This window comes from Paraflavisolibacter caeni (assembly GCF_025628885.1).
Classification (GTDB): domain Bacteria; phylum Bacteroidota; class Bacteroidia; order Chitinophagales; family Chitinophagaceae; genus Flavisolibacter; species Flavisolibacter caeni.
Map to the genome: position 1 here is coordinate 278675 of NZ_JAOTIF010000003.1, position 18673 is coordinate 297347.

Here is an 18673-nt window from a genome sequence, read left to right on the forward strand (position 1 = left end):
GGATTTTAAATAAAACTTGAAAACTAATATTAGGAACGATCAATTTATAGGTTCCAGGTAATTTTCATATTTATTCATTATAGATAGAAGTCGTTTTTTATAGATTTCAAGCAACTGTGTCTGAAAAACCATAGGATTTGGTTTTGCGTATTTCTTTCCCGCATCCATGCTCATAACGATTCCTCGGTTATTTAATTTTCTTTGTTGTGTTTTCTTATGCCATCTTCTAGTTGTTATTTTCATAAACAGATTATCTAAATAGTTGCCCACAACATGGTTAAACATAAACTCTATAGTTCTCTTAAATAAAGGAAGAGGCGTTTCCTGAATGCAGGTAGTACTTATGAATTGATTGGGTAAATACACGCTACTCCAGGTATTGCTTTTATAAAAGTTAGCAAAAACTGTAATTCCATATAAAGGCAATAGGGTAACCACTTCGATGGCTGTATAGATGTTTTTTTCCCTTATTTGAAGCATCTCTTCATCTATGTAGTAATTCATGCAGAAAAAATGCTGCTTATGAAGCAGAAAAGTTAATTTCTTAAAACAGTGCATCATTGTTCTTGCTAACCATAATCTATTGCTTGCCGTTATAATAAACAAATCAATATCAGATTGATCATCTGCAAAGTTTTTTGAAAGTGAACCGGAAATGCCAATACCACGGACAAAAGGAAAATAGGATAGAAAATGAGCTATTTTATGCGCTGTTTTTAATAACTTTTTGGCTTTGTCATTTCCGGCTTTTCTTCTTCTTGACAGGTTAGCTTTATTTTGGATAGAATAAAATTCATCAAACTGGTAAATGCAATTTTTTAATTCAAGGGCTTCGATTGATGTTTTTACAGATGTGATTGGATATTTATTGGGTAGAAATAAAAATATTTCCTCTTCTGTAAGAGGATAATCAAACATGTCAAAATAAGATAGAACCGCTAATATGTCTCGCTTGATGCACAACTGATGATAAATTGATATTGTTATTAAATATCGTTATTATTATTACGTTAGTATTGATTGACAGGTTGCCGCCTGTATTTGATTGAAATATAAGATCATTGTAATCGTTGCTCAGGCCTGCAGCTGAATACAAAAAATGAAAAGAAAAAGCTGTAAAAAAATAAACTTTTATTTGCGTCTAAAATGCTTTCGGAAAAAGATACAATTGTAATTAGTAATAAAAAGCTAAGAAATAATATATTTCTCGATTGCAATGCTAGTTTGTAACCATATAATAACGTATATAAATAAACCAGTAAACCTATAATTCCAAACTTGATCCATATACTAAGATATTGGTTATGTGCATTTAAATGGTGTAAATAGGAGTCATAGAGCTTTTTCTGGAAATACTTGGCTTTTAATAGATCTACTTCGTCTCCCGATCCATAGCCCACGATTGGAGAACTCCAGATCAATTCTATAGCAGCTTTCCATCTTTCTATACGGGGGTCGGCAATTGTTGTTATGGCTTCAGTGCTCCATTCGGTCTTTAATCCATCAACATACCTGTTCCTGAAACTGCCCAAATTTAGGATGGCAATGACGGCTATAGATGAAACCATTAATGTGACTAATGCGGCTTTAATTCTATTGGACGAAGAATAACAATAAAAAGGTATTAAGATGTTTAAGATGAGCAACTCAGTGAACCAAATTGATTTACATCCTAATTGAACCAATCCGCACCATAAGATAGCGGATCCCATTAGCAAAAGTATTCTATTTGTGATGGTTCTGGATTTGATGAACAAAAGCAAATAATAATTTAATGATAGTGCTACATAAAATGAAAAATAAGTAGCATGTATATCAATTGGCTTGGAAAAATTTTGGTTAATAAAGTGATAGGAGAAAAGGTAGGATATTGGAAAGTGATTGAATATGATCACATTCAACGCATCAAAATATAAATAAAGAACGATAATAGTAACGGATAGGGAAAAGCCTGTTAATAGTTTAAATTGATATTTATGAAAGTTCAATCCATTTAGTTCAAATAAAATAGGAAAAAGAAATGCCACTAATAATCGGCCCCAATCAGAAAAGGCTTGTTTAAAATTAGAGGTGTATACAGACCCAATAATAGTAAGTAAATAAATCGATTGTAGAATGAGAACTTTTCGACTCCATGCACCTTTAAATTGGCCCTTTTTTAAGTGTATCATGGTGTGGATGAAGAAACTCACTAAAATTAATTCGCAATAAAAACGATCAAATGGAAGAGTTACCAGGAAAAACAGCAAATGATAAAAGCTGATTTTATTGGTGAGTGTATCTTCAATATTCAGATTCATAAATTCTTTTTAAATTGATGATAACAAGCACAAATAAATTCATGATACGAATCAATTACTTTTTCCCAGCTAAACTGTTCTTGTATCTTTTTATAGTTATTGTTGATCATATTAATTTCTGTATCGTTTCTTTCAACTGAGTTGATTAAGTATTGCGCATCTTGAAAGTCAGAAAAATAAAATGCATCATTATGTAATACGGATTTGTTGAAGTCATTTTCATGTGCAGCAATCAACACCTTGCTTGCCATAGCCTCAAGTAAAGAAGGATTAGTGCCACCAACACTGTGACCATGGAAATATAAATGTGCATTGGTTCGTATGGCATGTACTATAGATTGGTCAAATACGCCTCCTAAAAACTTAATACGATCATCTCTAGTATATTTATGAGCTATATATTGACCATATCGCTCCTTGATATTGCCTATAACCATAAATTTCTTTCCTGAGTTACTTTTATGAAATCCTTCAAGAACTGTTTCTATATTATTTTCAGGCTCCATTCGGGCCATTAACAAAAAGTAATTCCATTTGGTTAGGCTATAATTATCCAATGCGTCCTCTTTGCAATTATTATATAAATCAGCCCCATATGGAATGTATTTACACTGAATTTTATAATGATTATCTAAATAGTCCTTTATTACTTCAGAATCGGCAATATAATATTGGCTGAACTTGACAGCCAGGTATTCTGCATATTTTAAATAGTATTGTACTGGTTTTGAGTATTTCGATCTTTTCCATTCCAGGCCATCCATATTAGAAATAATAGCACAGTTGTTTGGAAAGATTTTGCCCCAGATAGAGCTGCTTGTATAGCCCATAAAGAGTACAACATCAAAATTCCTTTTCCTGGCATCCCTGATGCAGTTATAGTCATAGATAAACTGGCCTGGCGTTTTGATGATGTATTCCGGATCATAACAGTGAATGATATGCACGCCATTCCAGGTGCTTTTTTGATAGGGGTGGTTATGCGAATTATATACGCTTACCTCATGTCCTCTTTTCATTAATCCCTCAGAAAGGAATTCTGTAGCCTGCTCAAAGCCTCCATAGTGATTTGGAATGCCTCTTGTACCAATTATGGCAATCTTTAATTTCATTGAACGTAGCTTTGCTTAATTAGTTGGTAGAATTTTTGAGCACTTTGCGCCCATGAATATTGATCTAGAATCTTTTTTTGTATGGAGACAAGAGTTTGGTGTGTCAAAGGCTCTTTAAGCATGCGATGCAACTTTTCCTTGAACTCTAGTACATTGTCAGGGCAGAAAGTGTAAGGGTTGAAGAAAGAAAAACTTTCCATAGCAGTAGTAGAGGAACATAATACAGGAACATTACACAATGCTGCTTCTAATGGTGGTATGCCAAAACCTTCTGCTTTGGAAGGATACACAAACAAAAGGCTGGCATTGTAAAAAGCCTGTAGCTCCAGGTAATTTACTTGTTCCAGCCAATAAACCTGACTTTCACTACTTTCTAATTGTTCCTGAAGTTTCTTCCGGAATTTTGGTGTTGGAATAGATTCTTTTCCTATAAATACAAGCGCAATATTCTGGTTTTGTAAACCTAGTTGCAAGTAAGTATCTAAAAGAAGCAGTTGATTTTTCCTGGGTTCAATCCGGCTGACACATAAAATAAAGTTTTGAATACCATATTTTGTACTGATATAATTTTGTGCGGCCGATTTTGATGAAAAAATAGTGGTTGCTGGTTTGTTTACCGCATTTGAAATAATGGAAATTTGATGTGGTGATATTTTATAATGATAGCATATTCTTTTTAATGAATATTGTGAAACTGTAGTTTTTATCTGCGCTTGTTTGAAACTTCTCTTAAATAGCCAATTCCTTGAGTAACGATAGCTTTTGGGAAAATCCTGTTTATAATCATTAAACAAAACGTCATGTAATGTTACAATGTGTCGACTCCTTCCGTTAAAGACAGGCGCAATATTTTGAAAATGGGCAAAGTGAAAGGCATGTTTGGAGAGGATAGCAGGGATGTCAAAGAATAACCGGAAGTAAGGCAGTTTATGCTTTTGATAGGGTAGAATCTTTGATGGCTCGATAAAGGGCAAAGCTTGACTGATTCTATCCGGATAACGGCTTCCAAAGTAAATATCTAAATCATCCTGTTGTTTGCTCAATTCAGTATATAGTTCTTTTACAAAAGTTTGGGTGCCTTGGTACTCTGTGTCAAAGCAATGAGCGTCAACAAATAGTTTGATCTTTTTTCTCATTTTTAAGCGTTCAAAAGTTTTTGATCTTATCCCATACCACGTTTTGTACAACTTGCACAATTTTCAATGAGTGTATTTTTAATATCTTTAGCTGTGTAAGTGCTGTTTTATTCTTCTATAAGTTTTTTGTAAAAGCGAACTTGGTAAAAAAGAAAGTATATAGAAAATATAGCCGTTCCAGTTCCACTTATTTAGTAATAAAGCTTTTCTTAGGTTCAATCTGGCTCTTTGTGGTTGCGGGTTATTCCATAAATATTTCTTGGCAAGTAATGCGTAATAAGCCCCCTCTTTAATTTGCCTTTTATTTTGTTGCAGAAGTGCCTGCTGCAATTTTTTGGCTTCAGCTTCTGTTATTTCGTTTTTTCTCAGTGCTTTATATTTAATTCTCCGAAAGTCATGGGTGCGCCACTTTTCATCAATTGTAATGGAATTAGGATTCAGTCGTACTTTTACCATTGGCTCCTGTAAATTATATCCTTTGCTTTCTTTTAAAACATTAATCCATAATAAGTGATCTTCAAAACTTAAAGCGAACGAATTATATCCTCCATGTTTCAGAATTGTATTTTTATGATATAATACACTTGAATGTATAAACGGACAAGTATGATGCATGGTTGCCTTCAAGGATTCAAAAGACCGTGCAGAAGGGTAGTAGGTAAAAATATATCCCCCTTGTTGTTCTATGTAATCTACAGCAGAGCCTACGATAACATATTCAGGATGACTTGAAAGAAATTCATATTGCTTTTGCAGCCGGTATGGATAACAAATATCATCTGAATCAAACCTTGCTATATACTCAGCGCGTGCATATTGCAGGCCTGTATTCAGCGCACTGGCAATGCCTTTATTTTCTTGCTGAATAAATACAATTCTGGGATCATGAAAAGATTGAACAATTGCAGCAGTATTATCTGTTGAACCATCGTCAATGATAATGAGTTCAAATTCGGTAAAGGTTTGGTTAAGTACCGATTTAATGGCTTCTGCAATAAATTCGCCGGTATTATAAGCAGGCATTAAAACAGAGATTTTTATTATTGCATCCATCATCTTTATTGTTTTAATAACGCTTCTTTTTTATCCAATAAGAGCAATAACTCAAAAAGAATGACAATGGATAATTGCTCAAACCAATAATCTATGAAAAAAAGGCTGAACAATATGCATGCTAACGGGAGTCCATAACTAAGTTTGCGATATGATTTCAATATGTAACCGGCGTAAAAAATAAGGAAGACCCCGAAGCCCAATATTCCGTATTCACTAATTAACTGATCATAAACAGAATTTGGACTATTCGTAATCGAATGTTCATCTGCTGTTTTGCTAAAATAGGATAGGTATAAGCCTAAATGATTCTCCTCGAAATCAGGATGCATGTAGGCGAATTTTGCTGGGTATCCACCAGCAAAATGTAGTGCCGTTGTTCGAAAAGCAAGTTTTGAGGAAAAATTGCCCATACCTGCACCTGTCATTAGCTTTTGAGGATTTTGCTCAAAGAAATGAATGGTTTGATTTAAGGCTAAAAGCTTCCCGATTGAGGCAATTGAATGATGATTGGAGGCTGTTGTGATTTTAGTATGTTCTGAAATAAACTGAAGCAATTCTTTGCGGACAGCATTAGTATCGTTTCTATGCTGATAAGGAGCACTATGAATATTGGCCTGCGGTATTGTAGGCCTTCCGTTTACATAATTTGCAAATTCAAACGATTGTTTCTTTTCTTTAGAATCGCTAAAATAATTTTGGTAGCGTATCTTTCTGATACTATCTAAATACAAAGTAGCTATCTTCTCTTTCCGTTGCTCAGTAGTTAACTGATTGTCAGGTTGCTCTGTAATGGGTATTTCTTTAACTGGCTGTTGTCTGGCAATGAGTTTTTTATTCGTTATTCTTTCTAAGGTTTCCATTATATAATTGCCATTTTGCGGTGATATTTTACCAAAAAAAATGGCCATAAAGAGACAACAGGCGATAATAATACTCTTTTGGTCTTTATCAATTTTAAAAGCAAACAAAGCCGCAAAAGTTGCAATCAGAAGTATGTTAACCAAATTGCTGGCAGCCATCAACAGTGTTGTCATGCACAACAGCACCATTAATATATTTCGTTTATATAAAAAAAAGATAATACCAAAGGCATTTAAGGCGGCATTTGTAGTGGAAGTATCGAATGTTATGCCTTTGATATAATCACCTGTACTGATAAAATATTTCTGAAATTCTCCCTGGTAACGGTATGGATTGATAGCTCCTGTTTCCAAAATAATTTGTGTTATTTGTACAAACGACCATAAAGAATTTATAATGAAAAAGACTGCAATTGTTCGATAAATAATATGGGGGTTTTGTTTTTCTGTAAAAGCCTTTAGTTGATGTATTGCCAGCAGACATAGTAACCAATGTGCCATTCCTACTATAAAGACCACATCATAATTTACCTGGAAGAAGCCTTGATAAATAATGAGATTGATGATTGCTATGAGACAAATAAATGGATAAAATAATGGCAAGCGTGAATCCTTCCACCTGAAGTCAAATGTAAAGTCAGGTTGCATCAAAAATACGATGATGATGGCTGCTACCTTAACAGCCAGCTTAACATTTAGAAATAGTAAAAGGAAGACGAGCAGTTTCCAATCTATTTCTTTTAGCCAGTTTCTTATCCTAAGAACACCATTTTTAGTGTTCATTCCATATTATTTAAGAGTGCTGAAAAAAATGATATAATTTATTGAATACGGAAGAATGTAAAAGGAGGTTGTCTGTGAAGTAAATTCTTTTGTTACTCTATGGCTCTTTTAAGCATTTTCCAGTCGTTTTGCTTTAATTGAGTAGTTAACAAAAGAAAGACGCTATAACTGAGCAGAGCCACACCTAAAATGAACCAAAGATTCATTGGTAAGCTTTTGCTGATAATGCCACTGAGTAAGGCGCAAAAGGCGCAAATTATAATGGAAGGCCACGGAACAGTAAATGTTCTCTTAGTTTTTAGAATGTAAAAGAGGCTTTGGGAAAATATGGCTAAAAAATAAGCGGTAGCGGCACCTTCATTCTGAAAGGTGGGAATGAGTAAAAGGTTAGATAATAAGTTTACAAAAAAGGTTACAGCAAAAATTTGAAGGATCATCCTTAGATTTCCCTTGGAGAAATGAAGGCTCCATAAAAAATTATTCAGGTAAAGAAAGGGCATGGAAAGCGTTAAAATAAATAGGGTATAACGATTTACTTCCCCATACTTGCCATTGGTCAGCGGATCAATTACCGGCGACCATGCTAAATTTAAAATTAAAGCAATAAAAGATGCAATGATGATTTCGAAGCGTAATAAGGTAGATAAGGAGGAATTCATTGGCTCCATATCTTGCTTCAAATGCATCCTGGTAAACCTGGGGACTAATATGGGAGCAATCGCGAGCAGTGGTAAGGTGGATACTTCAATGATCTTATACGTAAAACTATACTCAGCCAGTTTAGAGGTAGAGGAAAAAATCCCAATAAGTATCCAGTCCAGGCGGGCCAATGCAGAAGAAAATAAAACCACGCCCAGTTGGGGTAAGGCTTCTTTTAAGAGCTGGGTGTAAGCTTTTATTCGAATAATGCCAAAGCGGATGTTTGCTTTTAAATTGTTTTTTATAATAAAATGGCAAGCTACCATTTCTGCAAAATCGCCCAATACAAAGATGAGAACAACATTTCTAAAGGTAAAGGTGTTCAAACTTGCGATGATGATCAATCCTATGCCTTTGATGAAATTCGAGCAGGTTGACATGAACAGGAGCAAATTGAACTGCTCCAGTCCATTGGCTGTTTGCTTGTATGGTGTTGAAAAAAAGAAGAATAATTTTCCTATTCCTAGAACAAGTAGAAAATAGTGTTGTTTGAGGCTAGGAAAGAAAATAAAACTGGTAAACAAAAAAATGTAAAATAGTAGCCCAGTGATGACCACATGTAAGAAATATAAAGAAAGTTGTAATGTGGCATCTTTGCCTTCTGCAATCCTTTTTATCAATACCTGGTCAATTCCAAATGAAAGGATATTGAAAGCAGTCAGGAGCACCGCCAGGCACCAGTTTAATTCTCCAAAGTCTTCCTTGGTAAGACCTTTAGATAAAAGGTAAAAAACAATTAAGCCAAAAAACTGATTGATTACAAGTTGGAGTACATTAAAAGAAATATTGCGAATAAATTTTTGTCTCATTTTATAAACCAAACGAAGATCTGGCTCGAGGGGTTGCCTTATCGTAATTTTAGTATTGTACCAATAGGACTTATAAAGCTATGTATCAATAGGAGAATCGATTAAATAATCTGACAGGGTCAGTAAAATATAAAAGTCATAATAACAAGTGATTTTCCAATATACCTTTATGAATATTAATAAAATAACGCTTGTATATATGAAATGGATTATTTATGCGATAATGCTTTTCCTGTTGACAGGAAATGCATATGCTCAGAAGAAAACTGATGTGCCCATGTATAAAAATGCTACCCTGCCAATAGAAGAGCGTGTCAAAGATTTGCTTGCAAAAATGACGTTAGAAGAAAAGGCCGGTCAATTGAATCAATTGAATGGCGGCGCTTTTACTGGTCCTGCACTTAATGATGCTGGGCAAAAGGCAAAGATGCAAATGGTGCGCGATGGTAAAGTTGGCACCTTGCTCAATGTAATTGGAGCTGCAGAAACAAAAGCAATTCAAACCATTGCTGTTGAACAAAGCCGCTTAGGGATACCCTTGCTTTTCGGCTACGATGTAATACATGGTTACAAAACAATATTTCCTATTCCATTGGCAGAGGCCTGCAGCTGGGATCTGTCTCAAATAGAAAAGAATGCATCTATTGCAGCCAGGGAAGCTTCTTCCGCAGGGATCAATTGGACATTTGCTCCTATGTGTGATATCAGCAATGATCCACGCTGGGGCCGGGTTATGGAAGGTGTCGGTGAAGACCCCTGGTATGGCGGGCTGGTCTCTGCCGCAAGAGTGAAGGGTTTGCAGGGTAACCTGGATAACAACCACATCCTGGCGTGTGTGAAACATTACGCAGGTTATGGTGCTGTTGAGTCAGGCAGGGAATACAATTATGTTGATGTTTCAAGGGTTGCTTTATGGAATAAGTATTTGCCTCCGTACAAAGCTGCTGTGGAAGCAGGTGCTGCAACGGTAATGAATGGCTTCAATGTATTTGAAGGCGTGCCGGTTAGTGGATCTAAATATTTAGTGACAGATGTATTAAAGGATAAATGGGGTTTTAAAGGTTTCCTGGTGAGTGACTGGGCCTCATTTGGAGAAATGGTAACCTGGGGATATGCAGCTGATGGCAAAGATGCAGCCTTGAAGGCATTCAAAGCTGGTAGTATGATCGATATGGAATCCAAGATCATGGGGCAATTTGTGCCGGAGCTAGTGAAAGAAGGAAAAATAACTATGCCGGAGCTGGACGAAGTTGTAGGCAGGATTTTGTATTACAAATTTAAATTGGGACTGTTTGATAAGCCTTACCAATATAGTGATGCTAAAAAGGAGGCGGCTACCTTATTTACTGCAGCTCATCGCAAGGAAGCCTTGGAGGCTGCCAAGCGTTCTATAATATTGCTTAAAAATAACAATAATATTTTGCCTTTAAAGGCTTCCCCACTGAAAATCGGTTTGGTTGGATATTATGCTGCCAGCAAGAGTGATCTTTTTGATTTTTGGATCGCTCAGGGGGACTTTAAAAATGCTGTTACACTGCAGGAAGGGCTAGGACAGGTTTGGGGGCAAAGCAGCATCTCCTTTTCCAATGGTTATAATGCCGATGCAACGACTACCGATGCCCTGATTGGTGAGGCTGTTAAAAGCGCTCAGTCAGCAGATGTTATCGTAGTAAATATTGGTCTGTCAGGTAAACTGGCAGGTGAAGATCGCTCTCTTGCTAATCCCGTGATTCCACAAGGACAGGTTGAATTGTTAAAAGCATTAAAACAAACAGGAAAGCCCATAGTTGCAGTTGTTTCAGCTGGCCGCCCATTGGTGCTCACTCAAGTTGAACCGCTTGCTGATGCTATTGTATATAGCTGGATACTGGGTACCGAAGGAGGAAATGCTATGGCAGCCGTTTTATCCGGTGCGTACAATCCATCTGCAAAAACGGTGATAAGTTTTCCTTATGCTGTTGGCCAGATACCTGTTTATTATAACCATTTTAATACCGGTAGGCCTGTTCAAACAGATGGTCAGGGAAACTGGTTCAGCCGTTACCGTGATATTCCACGAGAGGCATATTATCCTTTTGGGTATGGGTTAAGTTATACCAAATTTGATTACAGCAACCTACAATTGAGTAGCCCGGCGATCAGTAAAGGAGAAACATTGAAGGTGAATGTTACGGTGAAGAACAGTGGCAATTTTGATGGTGAGGAAGTAGTTCAGTTATACATCAGGGATATTGCTTCAAGCATTATCCGTCCTGTAAAAGAATTAAAAGGCTTTCAGAAGGTTTCCTTGAAGAAGGGGGAAAGTCAGACACTCACATTCGAACTGGATAACGGCAAACTTTCTTATTTTGATGAGGCTGGCAATACTGTTTTGGAGCCTGGCAAGTTTAGTGTTTTTGTTGGTGGTAATTCAAGGGATGTTCTAGAAAGTTCATTTGAACTCAAATAATCTTCCACCACAACCCAAGCCTGGAGGATCATGCACTCCTGGCAAAAGAGTTGGAGCCATTTTTTAAAAGGTTGTTACAATAATCTATATTACTTTATAATTGTAATTACACACATTTGATCGTATGAAAAAAAGAAGTTTCTTGTTTACATTCATGTTCTCATTGCTGGTCGGTATGTCACCATTATTTGCACAATTACGATTGCCTGCAATTATAGGTAGCCATATGGTACTGCAACAAAACAGTGCTGTGAAAATTTGGGGGTGGTGCAATCCTTCTGAAAAGATTAGGATCAATACCACCTGGGATACTACCACCTATTCAACCGTTGGTTCAGGTAATGCAAAGTGGAGCATTGTGATCAAAACACCTGCAGCAGGTGGGCCTTATAAAATCTCGATTAAAGGAAACAGCTCTATAGAGTTGGAGGATGTGATGATTGGTGAAGTTTGGGTATGCAGTGGACAAAGCAATATGGAATGGAGTGTGAACTTGGGTTTACCTTATAGAGATGAGGCAGCAAATGCTCTTAATAAAAGTATTCGCTTTTTCCATATCCCAAAAACAACTGCTGAATATCCGCAGGATGATGTGACTGCAAAATGGATAGTTTGTAATCCAGAGGATATGAAGCGTTTTAGTGCCGTAGGATATTTTTTCGGCGATAAATTGCAAAAGGAGTTGAAGGTACCCATAGGTCTGGTAAATGCCAGCTGGGGCGGTACACCTGCAGAAGTATGGACTCCTGAAGAGGTAGTGGAAAAGGATGCCGTTTTGAAACAGGCAGCCAGCAGATTGACTGCTGCACAGTGGTGGCCAGTAGTCCCGGGTGCAACTTATAACGCTATGATTAATCCGCTAACCAACTATAATATAGCAGGTGCCATTTGGTACCAGGGAGAAAGTAATACGGGTACAGCAGCTTCTTATCAACAGCTTTTTACATCAATGATTGGAGCCTGGCGTAAAGCTTGGCAAAAAGATTTTCCTTTCTATTATGTACAGATCGCTCCTTATGCAGGTTATGGAAATAAAAATATAGCGCCCTTATTAAGGGAAGCACAAACGAAGAGCATGGTTTATCCAAATACCGGGATGGTTGTAGTGAGCGACCTGGTGGATAATATCAATGACATCCATCCCCGGATGAAGAAAGAGGTAGGCTTTCGTTTGGCTAACTATGCGCTTGTTCAGACTTATGGGAAAAGTGGTATATCCAATAAAAGCCCTTTTTATCAACGGATGCAAATAGAAAAGGATAAAATCCGGATATATTTCGAAGGCGCAGAAAATGGATTAGTAAGTAAAGGTGGAGCACCAACTGAATTTTATATTGCAGGTGAGGATAAAAATTTTATACCTGCTCAAGCAAAAATTGAAAGAAATACAGTAGTTGTTTGGTCTAAAATTGTGATGAAGCCGGTTGCTGTTCGTTTTGGCTTTAGCAATGAGGCTATGCCAAATCTATTCAGTAAAGAAGGATTGCCTGTTAATTTATTCCGGACTGATGACTGGCCGGTAGATACTGGAGAAGTAAAGAAATTGGCCATTGCCACTGGAAAATAATACCATTCATCTTTCACAAAAGACCATTCACTTAAATTAAAAAAGCGCAGTTTCAACAACTGCGCTTTTTTAATTTATCATTATTAGCCGGATTAATGAACCCGTCCATCTTTTTTATCCATATCGCGGCCAATAATGGCACCCGCTCCAGCTCCAACTGCACCACCAATAATGGCTCCTTTTGTACGGTTCTTTTTATTAATAACCGCTCCTGTACCTGCACCAACAACACCGCCAATCACTGCACCTTTGGCTGTTTTGCTCCAGCCTTTTTTAGCTTCAGCAGTATTGCCTGATTCTGAAGAAATAGCCCCGGAGCTGCTTTCCGAAGAACGGCTATGATGAGTAGTTCCGGAAGATTTACTTGGCGCTGTTTCATTTTTTTCAGCGAGTGCAGCTGCATGTTCGATGGAATCTTTTTCATGTTGCGCCTTAAATGCTTGGTACTCAGCCATACCTACTGTGTCAACCGGGGTAGATTCGGCTGTATTGCCTTTGTCATTGTTACATGAAGCAATTAAGATAGCTGCAGAAAGACCTAAAAAAACAGATTTCATAGTTTTCTTTTAGAGTTAGAATAATTTGTCTCAATCTAACGCAAGAAATAGTCCAAAACTGTACCAAAAGCTCAACAATTTAAAGAATTAAGAAATTTTATCGATTTCGAATAGGTAAATACCATTTTGAGGCTTTTATCTTTACCGGATGGATTATTTTAAGAGGTTGCTCCAATTGTTAAATCTTGAGCGGGAGGAAGATCGAAAAGCTTATGAAAACATCATTAATACGTTACCTGTGCAAGAGCGCAGGGCTAGTGGTTTGACCTGGTATCCCATTGTAATCAAAGACACAGAAATGGGTCATGGTGATTTTTTAACAGTTGAGGTGGAGCGCCCAACACACCAGGATATTATTCATCAATTTAGATTTGGTACATCGGCTGCTCTTTTTTCCAATTATGAACCTGAAAATAATAGGGTAGAAGGCATAATCTCCTACATTGCTGGAAACCGGTTGAAAATAACCTTGCGTACTGACGAATTACCCGAATGGGCTCGTGATGGTAAGCTAGGTATTGATGCTGTATTTGATGAGAATAGCTACGAGGAAATGCAAAATGCTTTGAAACAGGCATCAACGCTGGCCGAAAAAAGGGAAGAGGGGCATTTGATCAGGTTACTCCTGGGAGAAGAAAAGTCAAGCTTTCATAATGATATTCCAAAACTGGCTGATCATAAATTAAATTCTAGTCAGCAGGCTGCTGTCCAGAAAATTCTAACTGCCAATCAACTCGCTATTGTTCATGGACCTCCTGGTACCGGGAAAACTACGACCCTGGTTCAAGCCATCAAAGCAATCTTACAACAGGATCGCCAGCAGCTATTGGTAGTAGCACCTAGTAATACTGCCGTTGACCTGCTCAGCGAAAAATTGACTGATGAAGGACTGAATGTTGTTAGGGTAGGGAATCCCGCGCGGGTTTCAGAGCGTTTGATGTCGCTGACCCTTGACAGTAAAATGGCTTTACATCCTGACATGAAAGAAATCAAAAGATTGAAAAAGCGTGCTAATGAATTCAGGGATATGGCTCATAAATATAAGCGCAACTTTGGAAGAGAAGAACGGGAGCAACGTAAAGCATTGTTTGCAGAAGCGCGCAATATCAGCAAACAGGTTGAAAATATGGAACAGTATATTGTTGATGACGTGTTGTCGAAGGCTAATGTGATTACTGCTACCCTGGTTGGTGCCAATCATTATACTGTTCGCCAATTAAAATTCAATACTGTTGTTATTGATGAAGCTGGCCAGGCATTAGAGCCAGCCTCATGGATCCCTATCCTTAAAAGTAAAAAAGTAGTATTAGCAGGAGACCATTGTCAACTGCCGCCAACAATTAAGTCAAATGAAGCTGCTCAGAATGGGCTTAGCAGTACTTTGTTGGAGAAATGTGTGGCACAGCATCCGGAAGCTGTTGTATTATTGGAGGAGCAATACCGGATGAATGAGTTGATTATGGGATATTCTTCACAAGTTTTCTATAATAGTAAATTGAAAGCGCACCCAACTGTTGCACAACAATTGCTGTTTCCGGAAGATCGTCCTCTTTCATTTATAGATACTGCCGGCTGTGGTTTTGATGAGAAGTTGGAAGGTACCAGTATCTGTAATCCGGAAGAAGCTTCTTTCCTGTTGAAATATTTACAAGACCTGGCTTTAAAGCTCAATGATTATTATGCACCTGGTAACTTTCCTTCTATAGCAGTGATATCACCTTATAAGCATCAGGTAGAAATGCTTAAAGAGCAAATGCTGCTTGTATCTGGTTTGGCGCCATTCATCAATTACATTTCTGTCAATACAATTGATAGTTTTCAAGGGCAGGAGCGTGACGTCGTTTGCATCAGTATGGCCAGGAGCAATACTGAAAATGTAATTGGTTTTTTATCAGATATCCGTCGGATGAATGTTGCCATGACCCGCGCTAAGAAAAAACTTGTTGTAATTGGAGATAGTGCCACTCTTTCGCAACTACCATTTTATGCAGACTTTATCAATTATACACAGGAACAAGATGCCTACCAGAGTGCGTGGGAGTTTAACTATCTTGGATAAACGTAAACTATCAATTAGCACTTATATTTCTGGCTCGGATTTTTATAATAGTTAAAATGCTACTATATAAATACTCTATTACCTTGGGCTAAGTGTAAATACTAGTTGATTGATTTTCAGGATTTTTATAAATAATTCTTACCTGTTATATAGGTTGTTTTAGCCCTGATATTCCTCTTTTCACCGAAACCTGAAAGTTAACTACTGATCTTGATACTAGCTTTGTGTCATCAATGATCCGATATCCTTTAAAACTGGAAAATAAAATCCAATTACCCTAATGAGAACCAAAACTAGTTGCATTTTATTCTAAAGAAGCCCGTTTGTTAATCCGCGGGTACCCATTGAAAACTAGGCGTCCGTTATGCAATGAAAATTGTGTTGAATTTTTTTATCGCCTAAACTGTCCCCTCTATTTGGAGGGGATTTTTTATTACAGATCCTGTTGTCGTAAGTATGAAAATGTGAAAATGTGGAAAAAATATTTTGGTCAATTAAAAGTCATGCTGCATCGGTGTTTTTAACTGTGTGAATAATCTGAATATTCCCTGAAGTAGGAACTGAGTTGACCAATGTTATTGTTGAGCTTGACAAATGTTATGTATACTTGTGTCCGGTAACGATAAATTTGGCTCCAATATCTTATAAAAGCAATTATCCTTTATCCTTTCAACTTTATTGCAAATTCCAATTTCCCTGAAAAGCTAACTACTTATTGACCAAATCCTGTAAGACCAATCAAACGAGAATTTGAATTTTTAAAATCCATTTATCCCTCCAAAGCCCGTTTTTAGGTCCGAGCATTCTATTGAAAACAAGATCCAATCCTATCAAACTAAGGCGTCCGTTGTCCGATGAAGAAAGATATTAAATAATTTCTGAGCGCCTTATAAATGATCCCCTCTCTTTGAGGGGATTTTTATTTGCATTTATTGTTCACCGTTACTTTTCCTATAATTGCTTTTGGTAGTGCTCCAATTCATCAAGCATGCCATCTTGTGTTAATCTAACAATTACCAGGTTGTCTTTATCTTCCAGGTTAATGACCCATGCCTTCACACTCCCTATGCTTACTTCACTTACTTTACTAATGGTATAATCAATATAACTAAATTTAATTTGGTTCTTTTGTTCTTTACTTAGATTTTCCTCATTGCCATAGCTTATTGCATAATATATATATCCATTTTGTGCAATCAATGCCCTGGCATTTCTTCCTTCATTTGTAGTAAAAGTCGCCAGGTATTTGTTTTTGTAAATAGAAAACCATTGTAGATTAGTTACATTCTTAAAATATCTTTCAAAAGTTCTTACGGCTTTTGAACTCACTTCATTAATAGCGAGGGCTCTTGATTCCTTATTGGGCTTTGTGCTGTTCAATGTGTTTGCAAGCTTCGTTTTCTGTATGCCGTTAGTTGAAGAAAGCGTTGCGGCTGTTTGTGCAAAAGAACAGGAGGTGCTAACTAATAGGGTACTAAGCCCTATTAGTCTTGCAATGATTGCTTTTTTCATGGCTTTTCGTTTGTTGGTTAGGAGTATTGTTTACGCCACCAAATTATTTGCCCCTGGATGGAAATCAAAGGCTATCTACATTAGTGGTACGCGACATCGAAATTGTAGTTGATATCAACAAAATGTTATAAATGGACCAAGCCTAATAAAACCGTACTAAAGACGAAAAAAATACAGGGGAAGCATTTACATGTATAAATATTGGATCGAATTGTAAAAATGTTAAATAGGCATTTCGATAGGAAGAGCGGTAAGTAGGAAAAGTATGACTCGGAAATGATGTAATATGAAAAAGGCCCTTTAAGCTGTTGACTTAAAAGGCCTTTTTCATATTAGTGCCCAGGACTGGATTCGAACCAGCACACCTCGCGGCGCCGCCACCTGAAGACGGTGCGTCTACCAATTTCGCCACCTGGGCATCCCGTGAAATTGGAGTGCAAATATAGGGGTTGCTCACAAATCAAAACCTAAATTTTTCTTTAAATCTTTTTTTCTTTCCAAGCTAACAACAAAACTCCTGATAAAACTAGGGCGGTCCCAATCAATTGCTCGGTAAAGATCTTTTCACCAAGGAAATAATGAGCCTGGAGAATGGTAGAAACCGGACCGATACTGGAAATGATAGCGGCATTGCTGGAACCTATCCTTTTTATAGCGTTGGACGTAAGAAAGGTGGGGAGCACCGTTGCTGCGATAGCGAGCAATACGCCATACCACCACAGGTTGCTGCTTTGTTGCACTACATCCCACTTCCCTCTGATGACAAAATGGGTGAAAACGCCAAGTGTAGCAGAAAGCATGGCATATGCCGTGAATTTGGAAGCTCCTACCTCCGAAATGATGCGTCCACTGCCCACTAGGTAAATGGCGAACGTAATGGAGCAAAGAAAAATGAGAAAACTGCCCCAAAAAAATTGTTCGTTACCGGCATCAATCTGCAATTCGCCCATAAAGGCAAGTCCTATTCCCATGTAAGTCAGTATCAGCGCTATCAATTGATTTCGTTGTATTTTTTGACGATAGACCAGTGCATTGATGAGAACGGCAAAAGTGGGATAGAGGAACAGGATCAGCCGTTCAAGTCCTGCTGATATATACTGCAAGCCAATGAAATCAAAAAGACTACTTAGGTAATAACCAAATAATCCCAAAAACAATAAAATTGACCATTGCCGGCTGGTAAGTTTTATATTGGATTCCTTACTACTGACCAGGTAAGCTGCTACCAGGTAAAAGGGCAGTGAAAAGATCATGCGGATGGTAAGAAGCGTCAGGGCATCTACCTTAACTTCTGAAAATGCTTTTTTGACAATGATAGCCTTGGTTGAAAAAAGAATAGCTCCGGTAATAGCCAGTATAAATCCCTTGATATTGATAGTTTGTTTAGTCGTATCAGTAACTTCCATAATAATTTAAAGGGCTAAGGAGTAATTTCTGTATCTTGATCGGGTATGAGGCGCGAAGTTATAAGTTAGAATGAGCGATTCTGCATTTTATTGGAAATTGAAAACTTAAAAAAGACGAATAGGTATATTAATGGTGCTCCCAATAACTTTTGTTAATACAGCTCAAATCAATTTAGATTTGCACGTTTTTTAGCCAAACTCAATTTTCAACTATAATCATCAATCATGAGTATTTTAAATCAATTTGAACTTAAAGGCAAAACTGCCCTGGTCACCGGTTGCGATACCGGACTGGGACAGGCGATGGCCATTGCCCTGGCAGAAGCTGGTGCCGACATCGTGGGCGCCTCCAACGTGGAAGCGGTCAA

The 18673-nt window shown here is 37.4% G+C and carries 13 protein-coding genes and 1 tRNA gene; 3 read left to right on the forward strand and 11 right to left on the reverse strand.

The window, feature by feature from the left end; genetic code table 11:
- Positions 1-39: 39 nt before the first annotated feature.
- The 7 genes from OCK74_RS07620 to OCK74_RS07650 all read right to left on the reverse strand — a co-directional run bounded on the left by OCK74_RS07620 (position 40) and on the right by OCK74_RS07650 (position 8755).
- Positions 40-918, reverse strand: a complete 879-nt coding sequence (locus OCK74_RS07620) for a hypothetical protein (RefSeq protein WP_279296422.1) — start codon at positions 916-918, stop codon at positions 40-42.
- Between the two features lie 140 nt (positions 919-1058).
- A complete protein-coding gene (locus OCK74_RS07625) occupies positions 1059-1712 on the reverse strand; it encodes an O-antigen ligase family protein (RefSeq protein WP_279296423.1) in 654 nt (217 codons plus the stop codon).
- A 584-nt stretch (positions 1713-2296) separates the two neighbouring features.
- A complete protein-coding gene (locus OCK74_RS07630; RefSeq protein ID WP_279296424.1) occupies positions 2297-3412 on the reverse strand; it encodes a DUF1972 domain-containing protein in 1116 nt (371 codons plus the stop codon).
- Positions 3409-4548, reverse strand: coding sequence for a glycosyltransferase family 4 protein (locus tag OCK74_RS07635; RefSeq protein ID WP_279296425.1), 1140 nt, complete (start codon positions 4546-4548; stop codon positions 3409-3411). The genes OCK74_RS07630 and OCK74_RS07635 overlap by 4 nt, the downstream gene beginning before the upstream one ends.
- Before the next feature lie 87 nt (positions 4549-4635).
- Positions 4636-5604, reverse strand: coding sequence for a glycosyltransferase family 2 protein (locus OCK74_RS07640; protein ID WP_279296426.1), 969 nt, complete (start codon positions 5602-5604; stop codon positions 4636-4638).
- A gap of 2 nt (positions 5605-5606) precedes the next feature.
- A complete protein-coding gene (locus OCK74_RS07645) occupies positions 5607-7247 on the reverse strand; it encodes a hypothetical protein (RefSeq protein WP_279296427.1) in 1641 nt (546 codons plus the stop codon).
- Positions 7248-7339: 92 nt separating this feature from the next.
- Entirely contained in the window at positions 7340-8755 is a 1416-nt protein-coding gene (locus OCK74_RS07650; RefSeq protein ID WP_279296428.1) for a lipopolysaccharide biosynthesis protein, read from the reverse strand.
- Between the two features lie 199 nt (positions 8756-8954).
- Here OCK74_RS07650 and bglX point away from each other — a divergent pair, with 199 nt between their 5' ends.
- The gene (bglX, locus tag OCK74_RS07655) at positions 8955-11204 is read left to right on the forward strand and encodes a beta-glucosidase BglX (protein WP_279296429.1); all 2250 of its coding nucleotides are present in this window, start codon (positions 8955-8957) and stop codon (positions 11202-11204) included.
- 124 nt (positions 11205-11328) lie between these two features.
- Complete coding sequence (locus OCK74_RS07660; RefSeq protein WP_279296430.1) at positions 11329-12771, forward strand: sialate O-acetylesterase; 1443 nt, start codon at positions 11329-11331, stop codon at positions 12769-12771.
- 92 nt (positions 12772-12863) lie between these two features.
- Here OCK74_RS07660 and OCK74_RS07665 read toward each other — a convergent pair whose 3' ends face one another.
- Entirely contained in the window at positions 12864-13328 is a 465-nt protein-coding gene (locus OCK74_RS07665; RefSeq protein WP_279296431.1) for a YMGG-like glycine zipper-containing protein, read from the reverse strand.
- A 148-nt stretch (positions 13329-13476) separates the two neighbouring features.
- On the opposite strand from OCK74_RS07665, the gene OCK74_RS07670 reads away from it, so the two are divergent.
- Positions 13477-15387, forward strand: coding sequence for an AAA domain-containing protein (locus OCK74_RS07670; protein WP_279296432.1), 1911 nt, complete (start codon positions 13477-13479; stop codon positions 15385-15387).
- A 951-nt stretch (positions 15388-16338) separates the two neighbouring features.
- Here OCK74_RS07670 and OCK74_RS07675 read toward each other — a convergent pair.
- The 3 genes from OCK74_RS07675 to OCK74_RS07685 all read right to left on the reverse strand — a co-directional run bounded on the left by OCK74_RS07675 (position 16339) and on the right by OCK74_RS07685 (position 18305).
- Positions 16339-16899, reverse strand: a complete 561-nt coding sequence (locus tag OCK74_RS07675; protein WP_279296433.1) for a hypothetical protein — start codon at positions 16897-16899, stop codon at positions 16339-16341.
- A 336-nt stretch (positions 16900-17235) separates the two neighbouring features.
- Positions 17236-17317, reverse strand: a tRNA-Leu gene (locus OCK74_RS07680).
- Between the two features lie 61 nt (positions 17318-17378).
- Positions 17379-18305, reverse strand: coding sequence for a DMT family transporter (locus OCK74_RS07685; protein ID WP_279296434.1), 927 nt, complete (start codon positions 18303-18305; stop codon positions 17379-17381).
- Between the last annotated feature and the right edge of the window lie 368 nt (positions 18306-18673).